At 65.9% G+C, this 25,287-nt stretch carries 24 protein-coding genes; 9 read left to right on the plus strand and 15 right to left on the minus strand.

Annotated elements, in window-relative coordinates:
• Positions 1 to 12: 12 nt before the first annotated feature.
• From KF785_06270 to KF785_06280, 3 genes are all read left to right on the plus strand, one after another.
• Positions 13 to 2,724: an ABC transporter permease gene (locus KF785_06270; GenBank protein ID MBX3146359.1), complete on the plus strand. Its 2,712-nt coding sequence runs from the start codon at positions 13 to 15 to the stop codon at positions 2,722 to 2,724.
• A 109-nt stretch (positions 2,725 to 2,833) separates the two neighbouring features.
• Complete coding sequence (locus tag KF785_06275; GenBank protein MBX3146360.1) at positions 2,834 to 4,369, plus strand: serine hydrolase; 1,536 nt, start codon at positions 2,834 to 2,836, stop codon at positions 4,367 to 4,369.
• A 29-nt stretch (positions 4,370 to 4,398) separates the two neighbouring features.
• A complete protein-coding gene (locus KF785_06280) occupies positions 4,399 to 4,950 on the plus strand; it encodes a VOC family protein (protein MBX3146361.1) in 552 nt (183 codons plus the stop codon).
• Between the two features lie 275 nt (positions 4,951 to 5,225).
• Here KF785_06280 and KF785_06285 read toward each other — a convergent pair whose 3' ends face one another.
• Positions 5,226 to 5,612 (minus strand): VOC family protein, encoded by a 387-nt coding sequence (locus tag KF785_06285; protein MBX3146362.1) that lies wholly within the window; start codon positions 5,610 to 5,612, stop codon positions 5,226 to 5,228.
• Positions 5,613 to 5,780: 168 nt separating this feature from the next.
• Between KF785_06285 and KF785_06290 the strand changes: the two genes are divergently transcribed.
• Positions 5,781 to 6,278 (plus strand): RNA polymerase sigma factor, encoded by a 498-nt coding sequence (locus tag KF785_06290; GenBank protein ID MBX3146363.1) that lies wholly within the window; start codon positions 5,781 to 5,783, stop codon positions 6,276 to 6,278.
• Positions 6,275 to 6,889, plus strand: coding sequence for a hypothetical protein (locus tag KF785_06295; protein MBX3146364.1), 615 nt, complete (start codon positions 6,275 to 6,277; stop codon positions 6,887 to 6,889). The genes KF785_06290 and KF785_06295 overlap by 4 nt, the downstream gene beginning before the upstream one ends.
• Here the strand turns inward: KF785_06295 and KF785_06300 are convergent.
• Both KF785_06300 and KF785_06305 read right to left on the minus strand, forming a co-directional pair.
• Positions 6,870 to 8,051 carry a phosphodiester glycosidase family protein gene (locus KF785_06300; protein ID MBX3146365.1) on the minus strand — a complete coding sequence of 394 codons (1,182 nt, stop codon included), beginning with the start codon at positions 8,049 to 8,051 and terminating at the stop codon, positions 6,870 to 6,872. The two genes, KF785_06295 and KF785_06300, sit on opposite strands and share 20 nt — an antisense overlap.
• On the minus strand, positions 8,051 to 8,482 hold the full coding sequence (locus KF785_06305; protein ID MBX3146366.1) for a response regulator: 432 nt from the start codon (positions 8,480 to 8,482) through the stop codon (positions 8,051 to 8,053). Before KF785_06305 ends, KF785_06300 begins: the two co-directional genes overlap by 1 nt.
• Positions 8,483 to 8,673: 191 nt before the next feature.
• Here KF785_06305 and KF785_06310 point away from each other — a divergent pair, with 191 nt between their 5' ends.
• On the plus strand, positions 8,674 to 10,278 hold the full coding sequence (locus KF785_06310) for an amidohydrolase family protein (protein MBX3146367.1): 1,605 nt from the start codon (positions 8,674 to 8,676) through the stop codon (positions 10,276 to 10,278).
• 64 nt (positions 10,279 to 10,342) lie between these two features.
• On the opposite strand, the gene KF785_06315 is transcribed toward KF785_06310, so the two are convergent.
• From KF785_06315 to KF785_06340, 6 genes are all read right to left on the minus strand, one after another.
• The gene (locus tag KF785_06315) at positions 10,343 to 11,623 is read right to left on the minus strand and encodes a HEAT repeat domain-containing protein (protein MBX3146368.1); all 1,281 of its coding nucleotides are present in this window, start codon (positions 11,621 to 11,623) and stop codon (positions 10,343 to 10,345) included.
• Positions 11,620 to 13,359, minus strand: a complete 1,740-nt coding sequence (locus KF785_06320) for a HEAT repeat domain-containing protein (GenBank protein MBX3146369.1) — start codon at positions 13,357 to 13,359, stop codon at positions 11,620 to 11,622. The genes KF785_06315 and KF785_06320 overlap by 4 nt, the downstream gene beginning before the upstream one ends.
• A complete protein-coding gene (locus KF785_06325) occupies positions 13,356 to 13,970 on the minus strand; it encodes a hypothetical protein (protein MBX3146370.1) in 615 nt (204 codons plus the stop codon). Before KF785_06325 ends, KF785_06320 begins: the two co-directional genes overlap by 4 nt.
• Positions 13,967 to 14,530: a sigma-70 family RNA polymerase sigma factor gene (locus KF785_06330; protein ID MBX3146371.1), complete on the minus strand. Its 564-nt coding sequence runs from the start codon at positions 14,528 to 14,530 to the stop codon at positions 13,967 to 13,969. The genes KF785_06325 and KF785_06330 overlap by 4 nt, the downstream gene beginning before the upstream one ends.
• Positions 14,531 to 14,699: 169 nt before the next feature.
• A complete protein-coding gene (locus KF785_06335; protein MBX3146372.1) occupies positions 14,700 to 15,080 on the minus strand; it encodes a type II toxin-antitoxin system VapC family toxin in 381 nt (126 codons plus the stop codon).
• Entirely contained in the window at positions 15,081 to 15,353 is a 273-nt protein-coding gene (locus KF785_06340; protein MBX3146373.1) for a type II toxin-antitoxin system prevent-host-death family antitoxin, read from the minus strand. It abuts the gene before it with no gap.
• Positions 15,354 to 15,460: 107 nt separating this feature from the next.
• On the opposite strand from KF785_06340, the gene KF785_06345 reads away from it, so the two are divergent.
• Complete coding sequence (locus KF785_06345) at positions 15,461 to 15,979, plus strand: DUF4112 domain-containing protein (protein ID MBX3146374.1); 519 nt, start codon at positions 15,461 to 15,463, stop codon at positions 15,977 to 15,979.
• Here KF785_06345 and KF785_06350 read toward each other — a convergent pair.
• On the minus strand, positions 15,950 to 16,366 hold the full coding sequence (locus KF785_06350; GenBank protein ID MBX3146375.1) for a methylated-DNA--[protein]-cysteine S-methyltransferase: 417 nt from the start codon (positions 16,364 to 16,366) through the stop codon (positions 15,950 to 15,952). The genes KF785_06345 and KF785_06350 overlap by 30 nt on opposite strands.
• 194 nt (positions 16,367 to 16,560) lie before the next feature.
• On the opposite strand from KF785_06350, the gene KF785_06355 reads away from it, so the two are divergent.
• Positions 16,561 to 18,249 carry a M20/M25/M40 family metallo-hydrolase gene (locus KF785_06355; protein MBX3146376.1) on the plus strand — a complete coding sequence of 563 codons (1,689 nt, stop codon included), beginning with the start codon at positions 16,561 to 16,563 and terminating at the stop codon, positions 18,247 to 18,249.
• Positions 18,250 to 18,253: 4 nt separating this feature from the next.
• Here the strand turns inward: KF785_06355 and KF785_06360 are convergent, their stop codons facing one another.
• On the minus strand, positions 18,254 to 18,700 hold the full coding sequence (locus KF785_06360; protein MBX3146377.1) for a hypothetical protein: 447 nt from the start codon (positions 18,698 to 18,700) through the stop codon (positions 18,254 to 18,256).
• A gap of 332 nt (positions 18,701 to 19,032) precedes the next feature.
• Between KF785_06360 and KF785_06365 the strand changes: the two genes are divergently transcribed.
• Positions 19,033 to 19,272, plus strand: coding sequence for a GlsB/YeaQ/YmgE family stress response membrane protein (locus KF785_06365; GenBank protein MBX3146378.1), 240 nt, complete (start codon positions 19,033 to 19,035; stop codon positions 19,270 to 19,272).
• Between the two features lie 9 nt (positions 19,273 to 19,281).
• Here the strand turns inward: KF785_06365 and KF785_06370 are convergent, their stop codons facing one another.
• From KF785_06370 to asd, 4 genes are all read right to left on the minus strand, one after another.
• Positions 19,282 to 21,720: an ABC transporter permease gene (locus tag KF785_06370; protein ID MBX3146379.1), complete on the minus strand. Its 2,439-nt coding sequence runs from the start codon at positions 21,718 to 21,720 to the stop codon at positions 19,282 to 19,284.
• A 97-nt stretch (positions 21,721 to 21,817) separates the two neighbouring features.
• Positions 21,818 to 22,702 carry a formamidopyrimidine-DNA glycosylase gene (locus tag KF785_06375; GenBank protein MBX3146380.1) on the minus strand — a complete coding sequence of 295 codons (885 nt, stop codon included), beginning with the start codon at positions 22,700 to 22,702 and terminating at the stop codon, positions 21,818 to 21,820.
• A 27-nt stretch (positions 22,703 to 22,729) separates the two neighbouring features.
• Complete coding sequence (gene lysC, locus KF785_06380) at positions 22,730 to 24,067, minus strand: lysine-sensitive aspartokinase 3 (GenBank protein ID MBX3146381.1); 1,338 nt, start codon at positions 24,065 to 24,067, stop codon at positions 22,730 to 22,732.
• Positions 24,064 to 25,119: an aspartate-semialdehyde dehydrogenase gene (asd, locus tag KF785_06385; GenBank protein MBX3146382.1), complete on the minus strand. Its 1,056-nt coding sequence runs from the start codon at positions 25,117 to 25,119 to the stop codon at positions 24,064 to 24,066. The genes lysC and asd overlap by 4 nt, the downstream gene beginning before the upstream one ends.
• Positions 25,120 to 25,287: the final 168 nt, after the last annotated feature.

Consider the following 25,287-nt stretch of genomic DNA (forward strand, 5'->3'; position numbering starts at 1 on the left):
AGGAGCGTTGCCATGGCTTGGCTGCCGGATAAGTACCAGTCGCTGCGGGACCTGCTTCGCCGGGGGGACGTCGAGGCCGACCTGCGGGACGAAATGACCCACCATCTCGAGGCCCAGGTCGAGGCCAATCTCGCCGCCGGGATGACGAAGGCGGAGGCCGAGGCCGAAGCTCGCCGGCGCTTCGGCGATGCCGTGCGCTACCAGCGCGAGGCCAGCCGCGAAGATCGCTCGCTTCGCCGCAGCGACCGACGGCAGGAGTCCTTCACGGTTGCTCGGCAGGAAATACGTCGGGCCTGGCGATCCTTGCGCCGGACACCGAGCTTCAGCCTGGTGGCGGTGCTGACGCTTGCGGTCGGGATCGCCACCAGCGTGGCGGTTTTCACGGTGCTCGACGCGGTGGTGCTGCGCCCGCTGCCGTACCCGGATGCCGACCGTCTGGTTCGCATCATGCATCCGGTTCCCAAGATCGGCCCCGGACACGAGTGGAATATCTCGACGGCCGAGTTCGAGCTGTTTCAGCGGGAAGCCGGGAGTCTGGCCGCAGTGGCGCTCCACGGCGCCCAGCGGCTCACGGTCTCGATCGACGACCAGGCCAGCCGTGTCAACGCCGGCATCGTGACGGCCGGTGCGCTTCCGCTGCTCGGCGCCTCGCCCTTGCTGGGCCGCCTGCTGCTCGAGACCGACAACGATGTGGCGTCGCCGGGAGTCGTCGTGCTCAGCGAGGCGTACTGGCGCAGCCGATACGGCGCCTCTCCCGATGTGCTGGGTGCCTCGATTCGGGTCGAAGGGGCGACAGCGGAGGTCGTCGGCGTCGCGGCCGGGAGCGCGGGTCTTCCGGACTGGCCGGTCGATCTCTGGGTTCCCGAGCGGTATCAGCCAGGCGGGCCCGCCTACAACAATCACGTCTATCGGGCCTTTGCGCGGCTGGCAGACGGCGCGACGCCGGAAACGGCGTCGCGCGAGCTCGCCGCTCTCGCGGCCACCTACATCGAGCGCTTTCCCTCGGCGTACTCGCCGCGTTTCATGGAGAACACCGGCTTTACCACTCGGGCAGTGCCCTGGAAAGACACCGTAATCGGCGAGGCGCCGCGTACCCTCTGGGTCCTCTTTGCGGCCTCGATCCTCGTTCTCCTGATTGCAGCGGCCAATGTGGCGAATCTGTTTCTGGTGCGAAGCCAGACGCTGAGGCGTGAGGTGGCCGTTCGGGCGCTGCTCGGCGCCAATCGTCGGCAACTCGCCTGGCATCACTTCGCGGAGGCGGTTCTGATTGCCGGAGCAGGCATGCTGCTTGGCCTGGGCCTGGCGTGGGGAGGGCTCGAACTCCTGGTTGCTGCACTGCCGGGTGGGGCAGGTCAGGGCGTCACGCTGCCTCGGCTGACCGAGGTGTCGCTCGAATGGCGAGGGGTCGGGTTTGCCGCGACCGTTGCACTGCTTGCCGGACTCGCGTTTGTGGCGATTCAGTTCACCATCGACCCCAGGGGCGGCGAGGCCGTGCGGGCAGCCCAAGGAACTACCCCGTCGCGACGCGAGAACGCGACCCGTCACGTGCTCGTCGTCGCCCAGGTGGCGGTGGCGATGGTGCTGCTGGCGGCAGCCGGTCTCCTGACCCGGAGTCTGCAGTCGCTTCGCGACGTGAAGCCCGGCTTCGATCCCTCCGGCGTGCTGGTCGCCGACGTGTCGCTGCCATTCAGCGAGTATGGAAGCTATGACCGGACCACCGGATTCTATCGCCGGCTGACTCAGCGGCTCGAGGAACTGCCTGCCGTACGCGCAGCCAGTGTCGGGACCGCAGTGCCACTCGATACTGATGACGGATGCTCGGTCTTCGACTACCCGGATCGCGACCTGGGAACCAACGTGGCCTGCATTCTCAACGCCGTCGTAGGACCGGGATACTTCACCGCACTCGGCATCGAGCTCGAAGGGCGGGATCTGACCTGGGCAGACGTCGACGCACAGACGGGCGGCGTGCTCGTGTCGGATGCTCTGGCGCGGCGCATCTTCCCTGATGGCCGAGTGCTCGATCGGGCCGTGAACGGGCCGTCACCGCGAACCGGACCTTCGTATCGTGTCGCCGGGGTAACCCGGGATCTTCGCTGGCGGGGACTCGATCTGCCGCCGCCTGAGGTCGGGTTCTTTCCGATTGAAGCCATTCCCGGAACCTGGCTGTGGCGACCGCCATCGCGGATGCGCCTGGTCGTCAAGCTCGCTGGCGGCAGCCCCTTGGCATTGATGCCGGAGGTGCGCCAGATCGTCCGCGAGCTCGACCCGGCCGCAGCGGTCGAGCATCCCCGCACCATGGACGACATCGTGACCGCGTCGCTCGGGCGCGTCAGAGTCTTGATGATCCTGCTCGGCATCTCGGCTGCCGCTGCACTCTTTCTCAGTGTGATCGGGCTCTACGGCGTGATTGCCTATTCGGTGGCACGCCGCACCAGGGAGATCGGCCTCCGCATTGCCATCGGGGCGCCTGCAGGGTCGGTCCGGCTGACCGTCGTGAAACAGTCGCTGGTCGTGGTCGCCGCGGGGATTGGAGTCGGCATGCTTGGTGCGCTTGCGATGGGCCGGCTGCTGAACAGCTTTCTCGTCGGTGTCGCGCCGACGGATCCACTCACACTGGTTGTCGTGATCGTCCTGCTGGTTGGGGTCGCGGTGATTGCCAGCGTGCGGCCAGCCGTGCGGGCGGCGGCCATCGATCCGGTGGTGGCGTTGCGGTCAGACTAGCGTCAGGCGCAGCCATCTCGTCCCCGGGCGACCTGTTCCCCTTGCGGCTCGGGTACGGATGGCGATCTTTCGATGCGTCCCCCACCAATGCGTTTCCATCGAGGATCTCATGATGCGCCTGTTCCGATTTCTGGCGGTAGGCCTGCTCGCGCTTGCGGCCTTCGCTGCACCCACCTCTGCCCAACGTCAAACCGATCCCCTTCGCGGCCTCGACGTCTACATCGAAAAGGCCCGTCAGAACTGGAACGTGGCCGGCCTGGCCGTGGCAATCGTCAAAGGCGACTCCGTCATCTACGCCAAGGGCTTTGGCTTCAAGGACATCAGCAAGTCCGATCCGGTCGACGAGCGAACCCGCTTTGCCATCGGTTCGAACTCGAAGTCGTTTACCGTCGTGGCGCTCGGGATGCTGCAGGATGAGGGCAAGCTCAAGCTCGACGATCGGATGATGCAATACTTGCCCGAGTTCGCGATGTCCGATCCGTACATTACGCGGGAACTCACGGTTCGTGATCTGGTCACTCATCGCAGTGGATTTTTCCGCGGCGACGCCGTCTGGATGGGCAGCGGATTCTCGAAGGATGAGATTCTGCGACGGACCCTGCATCAGCCGGCGGCAACCAGCTTCCGTTCGGCCTTCGGCTACAACAACATCATGTTCCTGGCCGCCGGGCAAATCGTCGACAAAGTGTCCGGGATGAGTTGGGACGACTTCATGAAGCGCCGGATCTTTGCGCCGCTGGGCATGACGACGAGCAATACCAGCGCCAACGATCAGACCGGGCCCGATGTTGCGCGGCCTCATGCGCTCGTGGACGGCAAGCCGGTGCCGATCAACTACCGTAACATCGACAACGTCGGCCCGGCCGGTTCGATCAACGCCAACGTGCTCGATATGGCGCAGTACATCCGGTTTCATCTCCGCGATGGCAAGTACCGCGGCACTCAATTGTTGAGCAAGCGGTTCCAGGACGAAATGGAAACGGCCCAGATGATTTCCGGAAGCGGTCGCGATCCGCTCCTGCCGATGGTTCACTTCGACACCTACGGGCTCGGCTTCTGGCTGCGCGACTACTACGGCAAGCTGCTGGTCTCACACGGCGGCGGCATCGACGGAATGCTTTCGCAGATGGCCTGGCTTCCAGAGGCCGACGTTGGGGTGGTCGTGCTGACCAACACCGACGGGCAGAACCTCCAGAATGCGCTGCCGTTTGCCATCCTGGACCGGTTCATCGGGGCACCCGAGCGCGACTGGAGCGCCTTGTATCTGACGCAGGCCCTCGAGCAGCGCCGCCGTGCTGATTCGGCTCGCGCCGCGCTGACCTCGCAGCGGGTTGCCGGGACTCGGCCATCGCTTGCTGCGGATCGCTATGTCGGCGTCTATGAGAATGCCTTCTACGGCGACCTCCGGGTCGAGCAGGAGGGCGGCGGACTGAGCCTCAAGCGGAGCGCCGAGCAGTGGGGCAAGCTCGACCACTGGCATCTCGATACCTATGGGGTGACCTGGAATGTGTCGCGCACGCCCGGAGTCAATACCTTCGCGATTTTCCGGGTTGATCCGAATGGAACGATTGGCGCGCTCGAGATGCGCGGACCGCCGTTTGCGACGCCGTACCAGGAGGGTGTCGTTTTCACGCGCAAGCGTTAGGATACGGGGGTCTAAGGCAGGGCGGCGCGATGAAGAAGATTCAGGTGCAGGGCGTTCACCACATCACGATTGTCGGTTCAAACCGGCAGAGCGCCATTGATTTCTGGGAGGGCGTGCTCGGGATGCCGTTCATCTTCGAGCAGCCCAACCTGGGAAAGGCTGATGAGAGTCACCTCTACTTCGACCCTGGCGACGGCCGCCTGCTGACCGTGTTTACCGACGAGTCGCGGGTCGATGCAGGGCGCGATGCGCCGCGCGAGATTGGGTGCGTCGAGCATCTGGCGTTCAACGTGTCGCAGGCCACCTTTGCGCTGGCGGCTGACCGCCTGCGCGCCAGGGGCATCAGCTTCATCCAGCGCGACCGTGGCTTCATGAACTCGATCTACCTGCGGGACCCCAACGGACTCAAGGTCGAGCTGGCGTGCTACAAGTTCGAGGTGCCAGACGGGTTTCGCGCCGCCGACGTGCTGATGAATGCGCATCGCCTCAGAGTCGAGCGGGGCGACCACCATATCGGCGACGAGCATGTCGCCGATGCGATCGAACTGCTCTATGCGAGTCGGGATCGGTTGTCACACTGAGAGTCCCAGACCTGTTCGATCCAGCGCCGGGCCTGACACTGCGTTCAGGCCCGGCTCTTTTGCTATAGCGAGTGCAGCTGCTAGGGCAGGTGGGCGGTCGCGTTTGTCGCCGGCGCGCAGGTCGCAATCGCGGCCAGTGCGATCAGCGCGGCCGAAATGAGAATGGTTGTGGTGCTTGGACGGAGAGAGGCCATGGCTCGCGCGCAATTGAAGGTGCTTCGGTAGTCTCACCACCGTCGTTTCCCCTTACACGGCCCTCGAACCGGCTCGTCAGCTCAGATGGCTGCCTTCTCCGCCATCAGGGCGGCATGATTTCCTTCGGAATCCCGGAAGAACGCCATCCAGAGCTCCGAGGTCGGGGTGCGGTGAACGACATGAGGTGTGTCGACGAAGCCGACCCCGCGCGCCGAGAGCTCGGCGTAGCTCGCTTCCACGTCGGGCACGCGATAGTACAGGATCGAGGCCGGATGGTCGAACTCCGGCTTCTCTGCTGTGGAGAGCATCAGCCTGACATCGCCGCAGCGGAAAAACGCCAGGCCGGTAAACTCGAACAGGAGCGGCAGGCCCAGCTGGTCCCGATAGAACGCGGTGGCGCGACCGACATCGTGGACTCGAATGGCCACCTGTCCCAGGGTGGCTCCCTGCAGATCGGCGCTCGGCATCGCAATCGCCTCCGATTTGACTGGGGTGGAGAACCGGGTACCGTTCGGGCCGCAGCGAATCGCTTCTGGGCCGGCCCGTCATAATTTGGGTGCTTCGTGCGCCGAGGCAACGGGGCGCCGTTCGGTCCAGCCTGACAGCTTTTCTGGCCCGCAGGGACTACCTCTCCAATGGGCGAGCCGCAATTCGAACGGATCATCCGGCTGCATGGTCCGGCACTGCGCCGCCTGGCGCTTGCCTACAGTCGCACAACGGCCGATGGGGATGACCTGTTTCAGGAGATCTGTTTTGCCATCTGGCGTTCGCTCCCGACCTTTCGGGGTGATTGCAGCGAGCGCACCTATGCGTTTCGGATTGGCCACAACCGTGGGCTGACCTACCGGAGCAGGCGTCGCCCCGACCCGGTCGAGCTCGACGAAGGCGCTCGCGACGAGCGGCCGGGTCCCGACGCGATGGCGGTGGCGGCCTCCGAACGCGACCGGTTGCTGGATGCCATCCGCCAGCTTGGCGACGGACACCGGCAGGTCGTGCTGCTCAGTCTCGAGGGCTTGAGTCATGCAGAGATCGGCGACGTGCTGGGTATTTCGGAGAACAATGTGGCGGTTCGGTTGTCCCGCGCTCGCAAGGAACTGCGCCTGCTGCTCGGCGCCCCGGGAGGTGAAGAATGACGTCGCTCGGTGATCTTCAATGGCAGCAGTGGACCCGGACCTGGGAGACCGTGGGTGACGACGCACCTGCACGATGGGTCCGTCGCACCGTCGAGCGGCAGAGTCGCCAGATGCGTTGGATCGTGGGGTTCGAGGTTGTTGTGACAGCCGTGGTGCTCCTTGCCACCGCGTGGACGGTGCGGAACCTGACCCCCCTGGCCGCCGGCGCGATTCTCGGGGTTGCCCTGCTCCATTCGGCCGTGATCTGGGGCTTTACGCTCAGGAATCGCGCCGGTGTCTGGTCACCACTTGGTCAGACGATGCGCGACTATCTCGTCCTGGCCCGCGAGCGGTGCGGGCGGGAGCGTCGCGCGGCCCGCTTTACACTCTGGCTGCTGGCGGTGGAGGGCGTCCTCCTGGCTATCTGGCTGCTGGTGCGCGATCCGGCCGTTCGGCGGCCACCTCCGTTCGCGCTCTGGTGGGTGCCTTCGGCGGTGGTGGTAGCTGGTGCCGTGATCTGGGCCATCTGGGTCGACCGGCGGGCACGCAGGCGAATCGTCCGCCTCGATCATGCAGCTGTCCAGCTTGGCGTTGATGGGGGTGATGCGGCCGCTATGGGCGACAGCGCCTGACCAGCGCCAGCGCGTTCGCCACGGCCCGCTCGCCGTTGCGGTCGGAGGGGCGATTGACCACGGCGACCGAACCGTCCGCGCGGCGAACGGCCATCGTCGTCGACCCGCCACCGTCGAGGTTGATGGCATCGCTTGCGCCGATTGCCCTCAGGAAGCCTGCCAGTTCAACCAGGGTCATGCCTTCGCTGTAGCCGGGTTGGCGCCCATCCACCGTCACGAGCAGCAACCGCTGGCGGTCGTGACGGACGGCAACAGCTGTGCGCGGGTGGCGGATCGGGCCGAAGTTGGCGCCTCCGATGCTGTCGAGCCGCGGTGTGATGACGCTGTCGGTCAGCAGGACGGGTAGGCCACCAACCGCAACGACCGGCGTCAGGGGCGCCAGGGCAATCCGCCAGGTAACCGTGCTGCCGACTCGGAGCGCTCGGGCACGCTGCGCATGGAGTGAGCTGTCCGCGCCGTCGATGGCAATCACACTTCCGCCGGCCGGTATCGGAGTGCCGGCATCGGTGGTATCGACGGTGATAATGCGCCCCGACGAGTCGACGGCGAGCTCCAGCGTCCGCGATGCGGAGTCGGTTGCCCTCCCCCAGCGGCTGTCGAACAGACGAATGCCGTCCGCCCGCCGTTGATTCCATCCGGCAAGCGGAATCGAATCGCCGTCCGCTCGCAGGAATCCTGCGGTACCCAGGACGCCCATCCAAATCCGGCCGCTCCGATCGAATCCAACCAGCGGCCGGCTCGGCGACGGTCCGGAAATCACCTGGCCATCGTTGATGTGGGCACCGACCGGGATGCCGGGGGGGTCGAAGCTGAAGAAGTCAGCGTTCACGGCGCCGCCAACCGGTACTGCGAGCGTGTCGGCGAGTGTGCGCAGCAAGACTGAGGTTGGCGCGCGACCGACCGCCTGGCCACCGGCCTTGATGGCCACCGGATTCCAGCATGAGGCGCGATCGGCTTCGAGCAGGTTGACGACCCAGGGCCCGCGGGCAAGCTGGACCGTGTGCAGGATCAGCCCGGCCGCGAGGGTGTCGCTGCGTACACTTTCGGCATCTGCCCAGTCTGCCTGGGGTCGTGCCAGGATCGACGGCTGACCGGGGATGCAGCCGGCCAGTACGGCTGACCCGAACAGCAGGAGGGCCCATCGTGAGAGCCGCTGCGTCATCAACGGCTGCCAGTCTCGCTCAGGGCGCCACGTACGGCACCCACCAGCTCGTCCCGCTCGTATGGCTTGGCGACGAACCCCGCCGCGCCGGCCCGCCGCAAGCGTTCGATCTCGACCGGCGGGAGATAGCCGCTCGATATCACGACAGGAAGGTTCGGTCTGATCCGGTGGATCTCGGCCATCAGCTGATCTCCGGACAGGCCAGGCATGGTGCGGTCGAGGAGAATCAGACGTGTCCGGCTCTCGTTGTCCTTGAACAACTGCAGGCCCGTGGGACCGTCCGTTGCGGAGCGAACCTCAAAGCCGATTGTCGAGAGCAGACGGGAGGCATAGCGAACGATCCCGGGCTCATCGTCGATGACGAGCACGAGACCGGAACTCCGCCACGTTTTCCCGACAGCCTCACCATCGATGCGCCGGCTGGAGTGCACGATCGAGCTCCGATCCCAGGAGGTGGATCTAATCTAGCTGCCCGCAGGCTGCGGATGTTGGAATTGTCGTGTTTCCGGCGGTGGCTGGGATTGCGTCCGACCGTGATCAGGCTGAACATTCCATTCTCGTTGCCACGGCCTCCATCGGGGGTGGGGCCGGCACAACAGATCCTATCGCGTGAGGCGTATCGATGTTCCGATCAACCGAGTCTCGTTGGTTGCCGTCTGTGCTGCGACTCGTCGTCTGGGTAGGCGTGGTGGGGGGTCTTGCCTTGCCGGTGCGTGCGCAGCAGCCTGAGCGGTTCGACGTTCTGATTCGCAACGGTCGGTTGCTCGACGGGACCGGGAATCCGTGGTATCTCGCCGACGTGGCTGTTCGCGACGGTCGTATCGTTGCTGTGGGGTCGCTGCGGGGCGCGACGGCGACCCGCGTGGTCGATGCTGCTGGCCGGTACGTCGCCCCGGGGTTTATCGATGTCCATTCGCACGCGGCGGGCGGCCTGGCGCGCCCCGAGTTGAGTGGCGCGCGCCAGTTGCTGGCTCAGGGTGTGACAACGGTCGTGGTCAACCCCGACGGCGGCGGGCCGACCGACCTCGTGATGCAACGCGCGGAGCTGTCTCGACACGGCCTCGGTGTCAACGTCGCGCTCCTGGTGCCGCACAATACGCTCCGTGGCGAGGTGGTCGGGCAGGATGCCCGCGATGCGACCCCGGCAGAGATGGATCGGATGAAGGCGGTCGTCCGGGCCGGGATGGACGCGGGTGCGTTCGGGCTGTCGAGTGGGCCCTACTATGCGCCCTCAAGCTTTGCCAAGACGGAAGAGTTCGTCGAGCTGGCCAAGGTGGTTGCAGAGTACGGCGGTGTCTATACCAGCCACATTCGCGATGAGCGTGACAGGCTGATCGAGGCTGTCGACGAACTGATCCAGGTCGCTGAGGAGGCTAAGCTGATCGGGATCGTGACCCACATCAAGTCGGCAATCCCGGCGTTCGGTCTGTCCGAAGCGGCCAGCCGGCGAATCGAAAGCGCGCGAGACCGAGGCGTCCAGATCTTTGCCGATCAGTACCCGTACGAAGCTACCAGCACGAGTCTGGCGGCCAACGTGCTGCCGCGCTGGGTGGTCGAGGGCGGCCGAGAGCGGATGTTGGCCCGGCTGCGGAACCCCGATACGCTGGCTCGGATCCGGGAGGCTGCGGCTGCCGGGGTTGCGCGCCTTGGCGGTGCGGACAAGATGCAGTTCAGTCGTGTCGCCTTCGATCCGAGCATCGAGGGCCTCACCCTCGCTCAGGCTGCGACCAAGCATGGCAAGCCAGCTGAGGTCGTCGTGACTGACTTGATCGAGCGAGGCAGTCCGCAACTGGTCTACTTCGTGATGGACGAGGACGACATCGCCAATTTCATGCGTCGGCCCTGGGTCATGACCTCGTCCGATGGGGGTCTGGTCGCCCCCGGGGAGGGCCGGCCCCACCCGCGCGGCAACGGCACCTTTCCTCGCAAGATCCATCGGTACGTCAAGGAGCGTCGCGTCATCGATCTGCCGACGGCTATCCGCAGCATGACGTCGCTGCCGGCCACGGTCATGCACCTCACGGATCGTGGTGTGATTCGTCCGGGGGCGATTGCCGATGTCGTGGTTTTCGATCTCGATCGGATTCGCGACCGGGCTACCTACCTCGATCCGCACCAACTGGCCGAGGGAATGGAGACGATTCTGGTGGCGGGGAAGCTCGCGCTCGACAGTGGCCGCTGGACCGACGGGAAGTTCGGCGAGGTCCTGTCGATGACACGGCGCTGATCCGACAAAAAACAACGGGCGGCGAGGTCACTCACCCCGCCACCCGTTCCGATGGGGATACCGCCTACCGCTCGACGAGATCGGCCAGCGCCGCTCGGGCATCGGAATCGCCGCTGCGGGCAATCCAGCTGATTGCCGCCCGGCGGAGTTGCGGGTCCGTGTCGTTGGTCGCGATCGTTTTGATCCGCTCGACGGCCCGTTTGTCTCCAATCCGGCCCAGGGCATCGAGCACCGCGCGGCGGATGGTCCGGTCGGCGCTGCCGTCGTACAGCTTGACCAGCTCATCCGACCCAACCCCGGCCTGCTCCGCTGCCCGAATCGCGCGACTGCGGACATTGGCGGTCTGACGCTCGTCGCGGACGACGCTCATCAGCCAGCGCGTGTTCTCGGTACCGCCGGCTTCGCCGACCAGCTGCAGGATCCGTTGCCGCGTATCCGCACCGAGCGACTCCTCTGTCCACAATCCGCGAACAAATGCCAGCTCGGCAGGGGTGCCATCTCGGCCGCCCAGTCCACGAATGGCTTCGATGCGTACCGCCTCGGGAAGGGAGCGATCGCGCGCTGCCTGCCGCAGAGTTTCGCGCGCTTTCGGGTCGGGACTGCGGCTGAGCGCGGACAGCGCCGCCCGAGCCACTTCGCGCGACTCGTCTCGCGCCAGAGCGGTGAGCTCGGCGGTGGCGGCTCCTTCGGCGCGACTGAGGGCGGTAACGGCCCTGGCGCGGACCGAGGAAGCTTCATTCTCGTTTCGGGCCATGGCTACCAGCGCACCGATCAGCGCACGGTTGGCTCCGGCGCCGTCCTGCGCCACATCTCGGCCCAGCCATGAGAGAGCGCTTTCGCGGAGGCCCCGGGAGAGCGTCGGGGCGCCGGCGATCCGCAGCAAACCCGTCGCGTTGTCGTGATGGTCGGCGAGCACCGCGGCCAGCAAGGCGTCACGTCCCACCCGGCCGTCGCTTCGCTCTGCCAGGCCAAGGAAGTACTCGGCCGCCTGCGCGGCTGGTACGGTACCCAGGTCCGTCCCTCGGACCTGGGCCGGTACCGGGCCGATCCCGACTCGGATCGAGAACACGGCGCCGCCCGCGCGATTGATCACCGCAATGGCCGGTCCGGTGTCACACCGGTTGCCGTCGACGCCGTCAATGTTCGAGTAGACCCATCCGCCGCTGGCGCTGCCGATGCGCAGCACGGACAGTCCATAGCCGCAGGCATCGGGGCGCGCGGGGTAACTCAGCGTAACGATGCCGTCCGGGCCAGACTCGATCCGGCGGCGCAGGTCCTGTGCGTCGGCGCTGCCAGGAGCGGTCAGGAGCAGCAGCGCGGTCGCGGCGACGAGAGAGGCGTTCATCGTTCCACCAGTTCGAGCAGGAGTCGGGTGGTGCGGGGATCGTTCTTCTTGGCCAGGACGTTGATGGCCAGCCGCCGGATCACCGGATCGGTGCCGCTCTTGGCGATCTCGATCAGCTTGTCCGTCGCCGCAGGCTCCTCTCGGGTGCCGAGAATGCTGACCATGCTGGATCGGAGCTCACGCTCGTCGAGCGTGTCGTAGAGCTTGCTCAGCTCCTCGATCGCAACATCGGAGCGTCGCAGTCGCAGCAGGGCCGAGCGGCGGTATCGGATGTCCTCGTTGTTGTTGCGAACGATGCTCATGACCCACTGGTCGGCCGATCCACTGCTCGATCCGGCCACTGCTTCGAGTACTGCCGTCTTGATCTCGCGTTCGTTGCTCCGATCGTAGACGGCGCGCAGGAAGGCCACGTCGGCGTCCGTCAGCGTCGATCCCGAGGAATTCGAACCGATCGTGAAGGTTCGGCCAGAGGCGGACACGGCGCCCTGCCGTGCGGCCTGAACCCGAGTCTGGCCGCAGCAGCGACTCAGGCTGCGGATGGCGTCGACCCGAACCGAGGTGGCGAGGTCCTCGCGCTCGATGATGCGCCGCAGGGCCCGATTGGTCTCGGCCCCTTCGATATTGCGGAGCGACTGGACGATGGCGCGCTGACCCGACTCATCCGTGCTCGCGAGCAACTGTTCGAGGAGTGGAACCGGGTTGCCGCCCGGCAGCTGTGCCAGCCTGGCAATGGCATCGCGCCGTACCGAGACATCAGGATCGTTCTTGGCGATCTCGGTGAGCTCGGAGACTCCACCGCCGATGCCGTCACGTCCGATCAGATAGACCGCACGGCGGCGGAGCGGCGCCGAACACTCGTCGCGCCTGGCCAGGACGCGCTGCAGCAGTGTCGTTGCGGAGCTGGGGTCTGACTGCACCAGCGCACCAAGTGCCTCCGTGCGGACCGACAGGTCTTCCTGATCGCAGGACGGTCCGCCCTGGGCTGCGCGCTCGCGCACCCGGGTTGCGGCGCGGGAGTCGCCTCGGGTAGCCAGCGTCGCGACGACCCGAGTCATCAGGGCGTTGACGTCATCGTCGTCTCGCCGGTTGGTGAATCGTTTCTGCTGTTCATCGAGGACCTCGACGGCCTGGCGCAGTTCGGCGTCCGAGCCCGCTCGATAGAGCGCAAACGCCTGCCAGTAGAGCGCCGACGAGACATGGCGCGAGTTGGGGTACCGCTGAGTCAGAGTGCGCAGCTGTTCGGCAGCCTGGCGGTACTCGCCACGATTGAGGGTCTCGCGGGCGCGCCGATAGAGCGAGTCGTCAGGGCCGCTCTGCCGGCTGAGCCCGGGCAGTGCGGCGAAGCCGTTGGGGGCCCAGGCCGGCCAGGAGTCGGTCGAGTAGCTCGTCATCGGAGGCAGCGGAGCCATCGGGGCCAGCGGCGTGAACGGCGTCAAGGGCGTCGATGGCGCGAGTGGTGCCAGTCCGTCGAGGTCCATGTCGAACGTCATGGCTCTGAGATCGAAGTCGAGATCGACGATCACATCGTGATACGCGTCCCATGCTGCATGCGGAGCGATGCTCCAGACATGGGGTTCCGGAGCGATCGGCGTTGGATTCGCTCGAGGCGTCTGGGCGACAACGGGCGCCCGCGGAGCAGCCGGGCGTGGCGCGGGACGTTGCGCAGCAAGGCCAACCGGCAGCAGGGCGGCCACGAGCGCGGTAGTACAAATCAAGTACATGACAGGTTCCTTCATGGCGCAAGGCTGGCATTGGTCAGGAACAGCGAGAGCCGTGGCATCACGTCGCGCTGGTCCAGGGTTTCGTTGATCAGCTGTGCATCGGCGGCCGGGCGATTCTGCGGCAGCCGAACGATCTGGACCAGCACCAGCTCCAGGTCTTCGAGCAGATCGCGCAGCGCCGGATCGGTTACTCCGGCATCGAGGACGAGTCGAGTCGTCGAGAGCAGTTCGCGCGCTCGACCGATGGCGCCAGGAATGAAGGCATCGCCGCTGGGGTCATGGGTCACGGCGGCCAGCAAGGCGCTGGTCTGCTGCAGGTAATCTCCCGCGACACCGACGAACGGGTTGGGGGCCGGGGCACCGACCGCGACGGTTTCGACCGGATCAGCGTCGCGCGAGTCGAGACCCAACTTGGCCGCACCAAAGCCGAGACCGACTCCGATGACCAGGGTCGCGGCCAGAGCCAGCGGCCCGAGCCAGGTCCGCCGGGGAGTCACCGTCGGCGCCGGCGCATCGAAAGTGGCGTGTTCGACCCGTCGCCAGATGGCATCGAGTCGTGGCTCGGGCGGGATCCGGTAATGATCGCCGCTTTCGCGCAGCAAGCGTTCGAGTTCCTGTTCGTTCATACGGCTGCCTCCGTCCCGCCAACGCCTTTGAATGGTGCCAGAACCTGCCTGAGCTTGGCTCGGCCGTGCATCAGCCGTGTCTTGCAGGTCCCTTCCGGTACGCCGAGCATGCGGGCAATCTCAGCGTGGGTAAAACCTTCGATGTCGTGCAGCACGACCGGCACCCGGAACTTTTCCGGCAGCGCATCGATGGCCGCGTTCAGCCGGTCCTTCAAATCGGGCTCGACCGTCCGGTTCGGGGCCGGCAGGTCGGCCGCGGTGTCCAGCGCGAACTCCCGGGTGGAGCGGCGGCGCAGGGTCCGGAGCCCGTTCATGGTGGTCGTTACGGCGACGCTGTGGATCCAGGTGCCCAGTTGGGAGTTTCCGCGGAATCCCGCCAGCCCGCGAAAGACCTTCACGAAGGTGTCCTGGGTGAACTCTTCGGCCAGCACGTCGTCTCCCACCAGTCGGTAAATCACTCGGTACACTCGCCGGGCATGGGTGTCATAGAGCTCCCTCGCGGCCAGACGATCGCCGCCGAGGACCCGGGTTATCAGGCCCGCCTCCGGATTGTGGTCCATGAACGCTCCGAGCTCGGTAACAGATAGGACACCTGACCCCCGACAATAGTTCAATCGGGCGGCCGGTTCTGGGGTTGCGGCGGGTAGCGCTGCGGTCCGGGCCCGGCCTTCGGCCTGGAAGGTCGGCCCTACGATGGAGCCAGGGCCGCAGTTGCGGACTCGGCCGGGGTCAGACTTCGAAGCCGAGGCGTCGGGCGACGCCGCGCTGCTGCTCGTCCAGAGTGAGGAAGGTCAGACCGGGAGGATCCTCGACCAGGTAGAGGGCCGTCGCGAGGTGCCAGCAGTCGGCGCCGCGGACGTAGCCGGTATCCAGCACGCGCTTGATTTCCGGGCTCAGTGGGCGGTCGGGAACGACCCAGGAGACCGCCTCGAGCGCGGCCGGTTCTGTTGCGACACCTTCGCGCCGGTATGCGGCGCGCAGCTCGGCTTCGAGGAGGGGGGACGCAAACAGACCGTCGAACTGGGCCAGCCTGCGCCGTAGCGCCGTGCTGCCGCGCTCGCCGAACGCGACGGCAATCAGGCACGACGTGTCGACGTACGCGAATGCCATCTAGTCGCGGTCGTCGAGGAAGCGAGCCAGGGCCCCGGGCCGCCGAACCACAGGCTCGAGTGAACCGCTGGTGACGGGCTGGCGTGTGATCAGGCCGCGCTCCTCGAGCTGCGCGAGTCGGCCAGCCAGGTCCGGGGCCGGCGGTTCGACGGGCCGGAGTTCGACGGCCGGCTCTCCGTGGACGGTAATGATGACGTGCTGCCCCTCACGTGCCATCCGGACCAGCGAGGAGAGTCGGGCCTTGGCCTCATAGAGGGAGTAGCTTCGTTTCATGACTGAAATTGACTAGTCTGGTCAGACCTGTCAATCGTCGACATGGGTGTGGGGTGACGCTGCGTCCGGAGCCCTCGCTACCATTCAGCCTGGCCCGGGAGACAGCCATGGCGATCGATGAGCCCAAGGGGGTATCGGCGGGACCGGCCGAGGATCGCGCTGTGGAGCGCCTCCGGGTCCTGGTTCGCCTCATGGACGAGGCCGTCGCCATCCCGGGCACGGGCATTCGGATTGGTCTCGATGGGCTGATCGGCCTGGTGCCGGGTATCGGGGATGCCGCCGGGGCCGTTGTCAGCGCTTACCTGGTGCTGGCCTCGATCCGACTGGGGGTCGGGGCGCCGGTTGCCGCGCGGATGCTTCTCAATATTGGGGTCGACGCCGTGGTCGGGCTGATTCCCCTGCTCGGCGACCTGTTCGACATCGGCTGGAAGGCCAACCGGCGCAATCTCAAGTTGCTCGAGCAATGGCGGCTGGCGCCGCACAGAACCCGGCGGCGGAGTGCGCTCCTGCTTGGTGCGGTGACCGCTGGCCTGCTCGGAACCGTGATCGGCGTGATCTGGGCTGCCGTTGCCGTTTTCCAGGGCGTTGTTCGCTGGCTAGGCGGCTCCGCGGCGCCCCTTCCGTGACACTCGGGCTCCGGGGCGGTAGGCATAGGTCTCGAGGTCGATCCGACCGAAACTGTTGAACCGAATGCCCTCGCGTTCGAGCAGGACCTGCTGAGTCAGCTCGCTTCCCGGGTGTGCCCGTCGGCTGATGGCTCCCTGCGCATTGACGACCCTATGCCAGGGCACCGTCGTCCCGGCTGGCAGGGCGTGCATGGCATAGCCAACCTGGCGGGCCCGGCCGGGCAAGCCGGCCAGTTCGGCCACCGCGCCATAGTTCATCACTGCCCCTCGAGGGATTCGCCGGACGGCTGCATAGATCCTGGCGTAGCTGGATCGGTTGTTCGTCGCCGGCTCGGATTGGGCCGTACTCGAAATCCGTCGGTTGGTGGGCTTGCGGCGAGTGACCATCCCTCAAAGCTACTGCGAGGCAGCGGTCCTCGCTGCGTCGGAACAGGTCCCGACGACCCGCCGTGTCTTGGGCCAGTTCCCTTTGCGAAGTACTATTGAAGGTCTGGCGGGCGATCGTCGGCTCCACCCTTTCAACGTTGTTCCAAGGCCACTGGCGTTACAGCCGGTTGCAGGCAAATCATGAGGAATCGGGCATGCGAATTCTGAGTGCGGCAATCATTCTGGTGCTCGCGGGCTGCGGCCCCAAGGCGGACGGCCCGGGGGCCGCGCGTCCGACGGTTCCCGAGGCAGCACTGAATGCGATTTCGGGGGATCAGCTCCTTGCCGATATCAAGATTCTGGCGTCCGACTCCTTCCTCGGCCGTGGTCCGGGCACGCTGGGTGAGGATCGAACGGTCGAGTTCCTGGAGCGGGAGTTCCGCGCGATCGGCTTCGAGCCGGGCAATCCGGACGGGAGCTTCATTCAAAAGGTTCCCCTGGTCGGAATCACCCCGGATCCGGCCTCGACCCTGGTGGTGTATCGCGGTGGAGAGGCGCGAACGCTTCGCTTCCGGGACGATGTGGTTGCCTGGACTCGCCACGTTTCGGATGTTGCCGTCCGCAACTCTGAGATGGTGTTCGTCGGCTACGGAGTCCAGGCGCCCGAGTACAACTGGGATGATTTCAAGGATCTCGACGCGAAGGGCAAGACGCTCGTCATGCTGGTCAACGATCCACCGGTTCCCGATCCCAACAATCCGAGCGGACTCGACTCCACGGTCTTCGGCGGCAAGGCCATGACCTACTATGGCCGCTGGACCTACAAGTATGAGCAGGGCATGCGGCACGGCGCCGATGCCGTCATCCTGATCCATGAAACGGAGCCGGCCGGCTATCCGTTTACCGTGGTGCAGGGTATGGGCGGCGAGCGGTTCAATATCATCGGGCCGGACAACAATGCCAGCCGGTCCAAGATCGAGGCGTGGATCACGCTCGAGCAGGCGAAGTCGCTGCTCTCGCTGGCCGGGCAGGACTTCGATCAGCTCAAGGCACGCGCAGCGACTCGGGAGTTTGCCCCGGTGCCGCTCGGTCTGACGGCATCGATGAATCTCAAGTCGACTCGACGCACCGTCGAATCACGCAACGTGATTGCCAAGCTGACCGGCAGCGATCCGGTGGGTCGGGACGAGTATGTCATCTACACGGCGCACTGGGATCATTTCGGTGTCGGAGCGGCCATCAACGGAGATTCGATCTACAACGGCGCCTTCGACAACGCGACCGGAACTGCGGCGCTGCTGGCGTTTGCCCGGGCCTTCAAGGCGCTGCCCACCCCGCCTCGGCGCACGGTGGTGATGCTGGCGGTGACGGCCGAGGAGCAGGGGCTGCTCGGTTCGCAGTACTATGCGGAGCGACCCCTCTATCCGCTGGCCCAGACGGTGGCCAACATCAACGTCGATGGCGTCAATGTCGACGGCCGCACCAGCGACGTGACGGTGATCGGGCTCGGCGCCTCCGAGCTCGACGACGAGGTGCAGGCCGCGGCGGCCATCCAGAAGCGAACCGTGCGTCCGGACGCCGAGCCGGAAAAGGGCTACTACTACCGCTCGGATCACTTCAACTTTGCCAAGGTGGGTGTACCTGCGCTCTACACCGACGGCGGCGTCGATTTCGTGGGTGAGTCACCGGATTATGGGACCAAAGCGCGCGAGCGCTACATTGCCGAGGATTATCACAAGCCGTCGGACGAGGTGAAACCGTTCTGGCGGATGGATGGTGCGGTGGACGACCTGCGCCTGCTGCTGAAGATCGGTTACTGGCTGGCAGAGAGCGATCGCTTCCCCGAGTGGCGACCTGGCAACGAGTTCAAGCCGGCGCGGGATGCGCAGCGGCCGCCGCGCTGAAACATCAGCCCTTCCCAACGACAGGAGCCGCGGCTGGCGCTGCGGCTCCCGGGTCGACTCGCTCGACCTGAGCGAGCGCGGCTCGGTTGACCAGAATGCGAAGGTTGTTGCTCTTCGGGTCGATCGGCACCATGAAGAAGGAGTCGCCGGTCAGGGGCCACCTGTGGGTCATACCGACGACGGTCTCGCCATCCTCGAATCGGGCGGAGATTCGTTTGGCGCCGACCAGGCGGGCATCGCCAGGGGTGGCCTCAAATGATTCCTGGAAGTCTGAGTTTCCACTGGGATCTTTGACGAAGAAGAGTGCCTTGAGGTCCTGGAGGCGGACGACAACGACTTCGCCGTTCTCGGTTCTGAGGTGGAAAGTCGGCCGGTTCGGGTCGACGTTGAGGCTCGATCCCTTCAGAACCCGACCGTCCCGGAACCGCGCGACTACGATGTTGGGCTTCATGAACGGCTGCCTCCTGGAGAGAGATTGCACCGGCCATTCGAGCAGATCCCGTGCCGGTATCGGCTCCGGCCGGAGGCCGTCAGACGACTATGGGCGGTGTTGGCAAGTCATTGCTTTTGCTTGAGATAGCGCGTCGCGGCCCGGGGTGGATCGATCGCGGCCGACCGGGCAGGGGCCAAATGGCCCTCAGCGACTTACTGCAGTTTTCGGCGAATCGCATTCAGCGGGGGCGTTCCGACTGACACAATCCTGACCCTGGGTGCGTATGAGAGGCTCCGGGGCAAGTGACCAGGCCCCGATCCTCGAGAAACGTTCATTCTGCTGGAGGCACCATGGGACTGCTCTGGACCATCCTGATCGGCTTCATCGTCGGTACTGTGGCCAAGCTGCTGGTATCCGGGAAGGAGCCGGGTGGCTTCATCATTACCACCCTGCTCGGCATCGGCGGGTCCGTCGTTGGCGGATGGCTCTTTGGCGTACTCGGCATGAACCCGAACGTCGGCTTCATCGGGTCCGTGATCGGCGCCGTGGTAATCCTGGTGGTCTACCGCTGGCTCAAGAAGCCGCAGTAGGCGTCGTCGTCACTCTCTGCGCAGCGCCTCGATCGGATCGACGGTCGAGGCTCGGCGCGACGGGATCCAGATCGCCAGCAGCGCCACCGCCCCCAGGATCAGGGGAACTGCAGTGAAAGTTGCGGCGTCGATGCCGCTACCTCCGTACAGCATGCCGCGAATCAACCGGGACGCCGCCAGAGCTCCGACCAGGCCGATGCCGGTGCCGATGCCCACCAGGACAAGGCCTTCCCGCACCAGCAGCCGAACGATAGCGGTACCTGCAGCGCCGATGGCAATTCGGATTCCGATTTCCCGGGTGCGCTGCACCACCGCGCCCGACATCACGCCATAGATCCCGATCGACGCGAGGAACAGGCCCAGGACGCCGAACAGTCCCAGCACGCTCCCGGCGATCCGCGCTGGCATGAGTGCAATACCGAGATGCTGCTCCATCGATCGGATGTTGCTGACCGGCAGGTTGGGGTCCAGCGATGCGACTTCGCTGCGAATCAGGGACGACAGCGCCAACGGATCGCCGTTGGTCCGGATATGCACCGACATACCCGATTGCCACGACTGCGATTGAGGCACCCACATGAAGGCGGTCGGCGGCTCGCCCAGGCGACGATACTTGCCGGTCGGGACGACGCCGACGACGGTGTAGTCGCGACCGCCGGTGCGAACGATCCGGCCGACCGCATCCTGTCCGGGCCAGAAGCGATCGACGAAACGTTGATTGACGATCATGACCCGTGCTGCGGAGCTGTCGTCCGTCGCCCGGAACTCGCGGCCATTGACGAGCCGGGTGCCCAGCACACTGAAGTAGTCGGGAGACACCACCGCCGCGTCGATCGACATGCGCTCGGTGGTTTGCGGTGTGTACCCGGGGATCTGCACGCCCCAGTCGCTGTTGCCGATGCCGAGTTGCACGTCGTTGATCAGCGCCACGCCGGCAACGGCCGGGTTGGCCCGGATCCGCTCAATCAGTTGCTGATAGAACTGTTCGGTCCGAGCGCGCGAGTAGCCTTGCAGGCCGGGGTCCAGGTCCGCAATCAGGAGGTTGCTGCTGTCAAAACCTTTGTCCACCTGCGTAGCGTGTTCCAGGTTGCGCAGAAAGAGACCGGCCGACACCAGCAGGATGATCGACAGCGCAACTTGAGTGATGACGAGACCGCGGGTCAACCGCGAACGGCTGCCTCCGGAGGGCGATTCGCCCTTGAGCGCAGGCACGAGATCGGGGCGGGTAGCCTGCAGCGCGGGCGCCAACCCGAAGATCACGCCGGTCAGCACCGAAACGCCGAGGGTAAAGAGCAGGACCGTGATGTTGACCTCGAGCCCCGGCGTCATATCCACGGCCACCGGCAGTCGAATCTGATTGGCCAGTCCGATGGCCCACCATGCGAGTACGACGCCGATCACGCCGGACACGAGCGAGAGCAGCACGCTTTCGGTCAGCAACTGGCGAATGATGACCGATCGCTTGGCGCCGAGCCCGAGGCGGATCGCCATCTCGCGGCTTCGCTCTCGCGCTTGCGCCAGCAGCAGGTTGGCCACGTTGACGCAGGCAATCAGCAGCAGCAGTACGACGACGGCCATGACGATCGAGGTCAGGCCGTATTGGGCATCCCGTACTTCAGGATGAAACCCGGCTTCCGACTGCGGCACGATGTTGATGCCGCTCTCGCGGTAGGCGTCCGGATGCTCCTCGCGAAGCTGCTGGACGACGGCATCGATTCGGCCTTGGATGGCACCCGCAGTGACCCCAGGCGCAGGACGCGCAATTATGCTGAGGAAGTTGTTGCCCCGCGTCTGAAACGGGTTGTTGGTTCCCGGCCGCGACTCGGCGATTTGTGTGAGCGGCAGCCACAGAGTCGGCGTGATGATCGGCATGGTGCCGCGGAACTCTTCCGGGGCAACGCCCACGACGGTGTAGCCGATTCCATTGAGCAGGACGGAGCGCCCCACCACGTTCGGATCACCGCCGAAGGTCTCGATCCAGCCTTTGTGACTCAGGACGACGACGCGATGTGCGCCTTCGCCGATGTCCTCTTCAGGCACGAAGAACCGGCCTTGACGAGGTACCACCCCGAGCGTCGCGAAGTAGTTGGCGGATGCGATCATCCCGTAGATCCGTCTCGGCTGACCGTCGGCCGAGAGGTTGAGCACTTCGATGGACCAGGCGGCAACGTTCGAGAAAACGTCCTTGGTCCGGTCGCGCACGTCGATATAGTGGGCGGGGGCGTTCGATCCGTGCTCGGATCCGGGCCACTTCCGGTAGAGCTGGAGCAGCTCGTTGGGCCGGTCGACCCCCGGGAGCGGTCGCAGGATCAGGGCATCGACGGCCGAGAAGACTGCGGTGTTGAGTCCGATACCGAGGGCAAGCGTGCCGATGATCACCAGGGTGAAGACCGGCCGGCGGGCCAGCATTCGGACGGCGTGCCTGAGGTCGCGAAGCAGAGTCGACATGGGCGCTCGAGCTCGATTGACGGACGTAGGGGACGGAGGCTCGTCCATCTACGTCTTCCGGCTCCCGAAGGTTTCCAACTGGAACGGCGGAGCGGGATCAGTCCGACTCGTCGATCGACCGGGGCCAGTCCTGCTTGAGCAGGCGCGACATGGCCCGATCGGCCAGGAGGCGACCCTCCGTTTGGCAGCGAGCGCAGTAGTTGGTCTCGTTGTCGGCATACCGGATCCGCTGGACCGGGGTGCCACAATCGGGGCACGGTTGTCCGAACTTGCCATGCACCGCCATCTCGGGTCGGAAGGCGGTGACCTTCTCGGGAAATCCGCCGGCCCGGTCGCGTCTGAAGCGGGCAACCCAGTCGCCCAGCACCGTTCGACCGGCGTCGAAGAGCCGGCCGATTTCATCGTCGGTGAGCCGGCGGGTCAGCTTGAGGGGGGACAACCGCGCGGCGTGCAGGATCTCGTCCGAAAACGCGTTGCCGATGCCGTCGAACGCTCTCGGGTCGGTCAGGGCCCGCTTCAGCGTGTGGTTCCCGGCCATGATGCGATCCCGAAAGCTCTCGACGGTCGCCGCAAAGAGGTCGAGCCCGCCCCGGTCGAACTCACGAAGATTGTCGGCCCCGCGGACGGCGTGGAGCGAGGCGCGCCGCTTGCTGCCCGCTTCGGTGAGCGTTAGGGTGCCGTTATCGAAATCGAAGGCGGCCAGCGAAATCTTGCTGCCAATGGCGGCACCGACCGGTTTCCAGTGGAGCCGCCCGGCAATCATCAGATGAATGACGAGGAAGATCTCGTCCTCCATGGCCAGGACGATGCGCTTGCCGAGCCGACGGATGCCGTCGACCCGCTTGCCGTGCACAGCGCTGAGCGGCGGGTCGACGGAGCGGAGCAGGAACGGGGTCCGCAGTCTGACGTCACGAAGCACGTGACCGCGGATCCGTTCCTCGAGCGCCTCGACATAGGTCGCGATATCTGGCAGTTCCGGCACGCACGCTCCCCCCGGAGAGCCGTTCGGTCAGGCGGCGGAGAAGAACTCCTGATGGAGTGCCTTGACCGCGGCCGGCCCGTCCTCTTCGCGGACCACGAAGGTGACGTTGATCTCCGAGGCTCCCTGCGAGATCACCTCAATGTTGACGTCGCGCACCGCATGAAACAAGCGCGCCGATAGTCCTCGGCTGCCTCGCAAATCGACGCCGATGACCGCCACGATGGCTCGACCATCGAGGACCGTCACGGTGCCCAGGGCCTGGAGGTCTCGCAGTAGGCCGGTCCGCTCGGTGCTGCCGTCGATGGTGACGGAGACATTGACTTCACTCGACGCGAGCACATCGACCGCCACGCCATGGTTGGCAAAGACACCGAACAGCTGCTGGAGGAACTCGACCGCGCCAAGCCGCCGGGGCGCCCGGACGTTGATGATGGTGATGCCGCGCTTCCAGGCAATCGAGCGCACCGGCGAGTTGCCAACGAAGGTCGGCCGCGCGCCCGCTACGATGCGTGTGCCCGGCCGATCAGGCGCAAACGAGTTGAGGACCCAGCAGGGAATCCCCGCATCCACCAGCGGCGACTGGGTTGCGGGGTGCAGCACCTTGGCGCCGAACGCCGCGAGCTCGGCCGCCTCATGGTAGCTCGCTTCTGCCAGCAGGTGCGCATCCGGCACGATCCGCGGATCGGCGGAGAGAATGCCGTCGACATCGGTCCAGATCTCGACGCGCTGCGCATCGAGCGCAGCGCCCAGCAGTGATGCGGTGTAATCGGACCCGCCTCGGCCCAGGGTGGTGGTCTGACCATCCGCCGTGGCGCCGATGAATCCTTGCGTTACCGGCACCGTGCCCGCTTCGGTCAACGGCGGGATGATTTGCCGGGCGCGACGCCGGATCTCGTCGAGCTGTGGTGCGGCCTTCGTGAACCGGGCATCGGTTACGACCACATGGCGCGCGTCGACCCAGCGACTGGGCACCCCTGCGGCCTCGAGCGCAGCGGTCACGAGGCGCGAGCTCCAGAGTTCGCCGTGGCTCACCACGTGGTCCGACTCGAACGGGCGCCAGTGGCTGCCGGCACGAACGAGGAGCCATTGCCGCAGGGCGCTGACATCCTCCTCGATGCGGCCGATCACCGCAGGGGGGAGAGCCAGCTCGGCAGCGACCGTCTGATGGCGTTCCAGAATGGTGGTGAGCCGATTGTCGATCGTGGCGCCGGCGTGTTCGAGATCGAGCAGCGCGTCGGTCATCCGCGCCAGCGCCGATACCACGACGACCGGCCGGTCCTCGCGACGGGAGGCAATGATGCTCACCAATCTCTTGATGGCAGCGGCATCGGCGACCGAGGTGCCGCCGAACTTGGCGATGATCATCGCGCCACGATCCCTTCGCTGACCAGGAGCTCGGCGTTCTGAATCGTGGCGCCTGCCGCGCCGCGGACGGTGTTGTGGCTCAGCACGACAAAGCGGATGTCGAACACGGGGCAGGGGCGAATCCGGCCGACCGTTGCCGTCATGCCGCGACCCCGCTCGATGTCGAGCCGCGGCTGCGGGCGATCAGGGCGGTCGTCGACTACGACCGGGAACTCCGGCGTCGAAGGAAGGGCCAGAATGCGGGGGTCGGGGCGCCAGGACGCCAGCGCCTCGCGAACCGCCTCCGGCGTCACCCGCTGCTTGAAGCCGATCGACACCGTTTCGGTGTGCCCATCGATGACCGGAACGCGGTTGGTGTGCGCGCTGACGAGCACCGCCGCCTCGCTGATTGCGGTGCCGTCGAGCCGTCCCAGGATCTTTCGGGTTTCCCGCTCGACTTTTTCCTCCTCGCCGCCGATGTAGGGAACCACGTTACCGCTGATGTCGAGCGAAGCAACACCCGGCCACCCGGCGCCGGAGATGGCCTGCATGGTCGACACGACGAGGCGGTCGATTCCGAACTGTGCGTGCAGGGGCGCCAGCGCGAGAACGAGTCCGGTGGTGGTGCAGTTCGGATTCGCAACGATCGCACCCGGCCAGCCGCGCGCCGTGCGCTGATGTGGCAGCAGGCCGAGATGGTCCGGGTTGATCTCCGCAACCACGAGCGGCACATCGGGATCCATCCGAGTCGGGCTGGCATTGGTGACGATCACGACGCCGGCCTTGGCCCAGATCGGCTCGATCGTGACTGCGGCCTGGGTATCGAGCGCCGAGAAGGCGAGTGGGACGTCGACGGCGACCGTGCTCGACTGGATGACCAGCTTGCCGATCCGCTCCGGCAGCTCGGTCGATTCACGCCAGCGAACCACCTCGGCGTAGGGACGACCGGCGCTCGCATCGGAGGCCGTGAGCACCGCGACTTCGAACCAGGGATGGTTGTCCAACAGGCGAATCAGCTTCTGGCCAACGGTGCCGGTCGCACCAAGAATCGCAACGGGTATGCGGGACGCCACAAGAACGCTCCTCGAAAATGAAAAGCCCCGCGCTCGTTCGAGGCGCGGGGCGTTGGACAATCCAGTCTGGTTACTTGCGTCAGTCTGTGATGTTCGCGCCGCGCCGGCTGCACATGGTCGTGCCGCCCTTCGTCATGAAGGTCGTGGACTTCGTGCCGGTGCGCTTGG

The sequence above is a fragment of the Gemmatimonadales bacterium genome (assembly GCA_019637315.1).
GTDB lineage: Bacteria > Gemmatimonadota > Gemmatimonadetes > Gemmatimonadales > GWC2-71-9 > SHZU01.

Coding starts and splice junctions, on each gene's coding strand:
- KF785_06270 (MBX3146359.1), top strand. CDS start 13: ATGGCTTGGCTGCCGGATAAGTACCAGTCGCTGCGGGACCTGCTTCGC.
- KF785_06275 (MBX3146360.1), top strand. CDS start 2,834: ATGATGCGCCTGTTCCGATTTCTGGCGGTAGGCCTGCTCGCGCTTGCG.
- KF785_06280 (MBX3146361.1), top strand. CDS start 4,399: ATGAAGAAGATTCAGGTGCAGGGCGTTCACCACATCACGATTGTCGGT.
- KF785_06285 (MBX3146362.1), bottom strand. CDS start 5,612: ATGCCGAGCGCCGATCTGCAGGGAGCCACCCTGGGACAGGTGGCCATT.
- KF785_06290 (MBX3146363.1), top strand. CDS start 5,781: ATGGGCGAGCCGCAATTCGAACGGATCATCCGGCTGCATGGTCCGGCA.
- KF785_06295 (MBX3146364.1), top strand. CDS start 6,275: ATGACGTCGCTCGGTGATCTTCAATGGCAGCAGTGGACCCGGACCTGG.
- KF785_06300 (MBX3146365.1), bottom strand. CDS start 8,051: ATGACGCAGCGGCTCTCACGATGGGCCCTCCTGCTGTTCGGGTCAGCC.
- KF785_06310 (MBX3146367.1), top strand. CDS start 8,674: ATGTTCCGATCAACCGAGTCTCGTTGGTTGCCGTCTGTGCTGCGACTC.
- KF785_06315 (MBX3146368.1), bottom strand. CDS start 11,623: ATGAACGCCTCTCTCGTCGCCGCGACCGCGCTGCTGCTCCTGACCGCT.
- KF785_06320 (MBX3146369.1), bottom strand. CDS start 13,359: ATGAAGGAACCTGTCATGTACTTGATTTGTACTACCGCGCTCGTGGCC.
- KF785_06325 (MBX3146370.1), bottom strand. CDS start 13,970: ATGAACGAACAGGAACTCGAACGCTTGCTGCGCGAAAGCGGCGATCAT.
- KF785_06330 (MBX3146371.1), bottom strand. CDS start 14,530: ATGGACCACAATCCGGAGGCGGGCCTGATAACCCGGGTCCTCGGCGGC.
- KF785_06335 (MBX3146372.1), bottom strand. CDS start 15,080: ATGGCATTCGCGTACGTCGACACGTCGTGCCTGATTGCCGTCGCGTTC.
- KF785_06340 (MBX3146373.1), bottom strand. CDS start 15,353: ATGAAACGAAGCTACTCCCTCTATGAGGCCAAGGCCCGACTCTCCTCG.
- KF785_06345 (MBX3146374.1), top strand. CDS start 15,461: ATGGCGATCGATGAGCCCAAGGGGGTATCGGCGGGACCGGCCGAGGAT.
- KF785_06350 (MBX3146375.1), bottom strand. CDS start 16,366: ATGGTCACTCGCCGCAAGCCCACCAACCGACGGATTTCGAGTACGGCC.
- KF785_06355 (MBX3146376.1), top strand. CDS start 16,561: ATGCGAATTCTGAGTGCGGCAATCATTCTGGTGCTCGCGGGCTGCGGC.
- KF785_06360 (MBX3146377.1), bottom strand. CDS start 18,700: ATGAAGCCCAACATCGTAGTCGCGCGGTTCCGGGACGGTCGGGTTCTG.
- KF785_06365 (MBX3146378.1), top strand. CDS start 19,033: ATGGGACTGCTCTGGACCATCCTGATCGGCTTCATCGTCGGTACTGTG.
- KF785_06370 (MBX3146379.1), bottom strand. CDS start 21,720: ATGTCGACTCTGCTTCGCGACCTCAGGCACGCCGTCCGAATGCTGGCC.
- lysC (MBX3146381.1), bottom strand. CDS start 24,067: ATGATCATCGCCAAGTTCGGCGGCACCTCGGTCGCCGATGCCGCTGCC.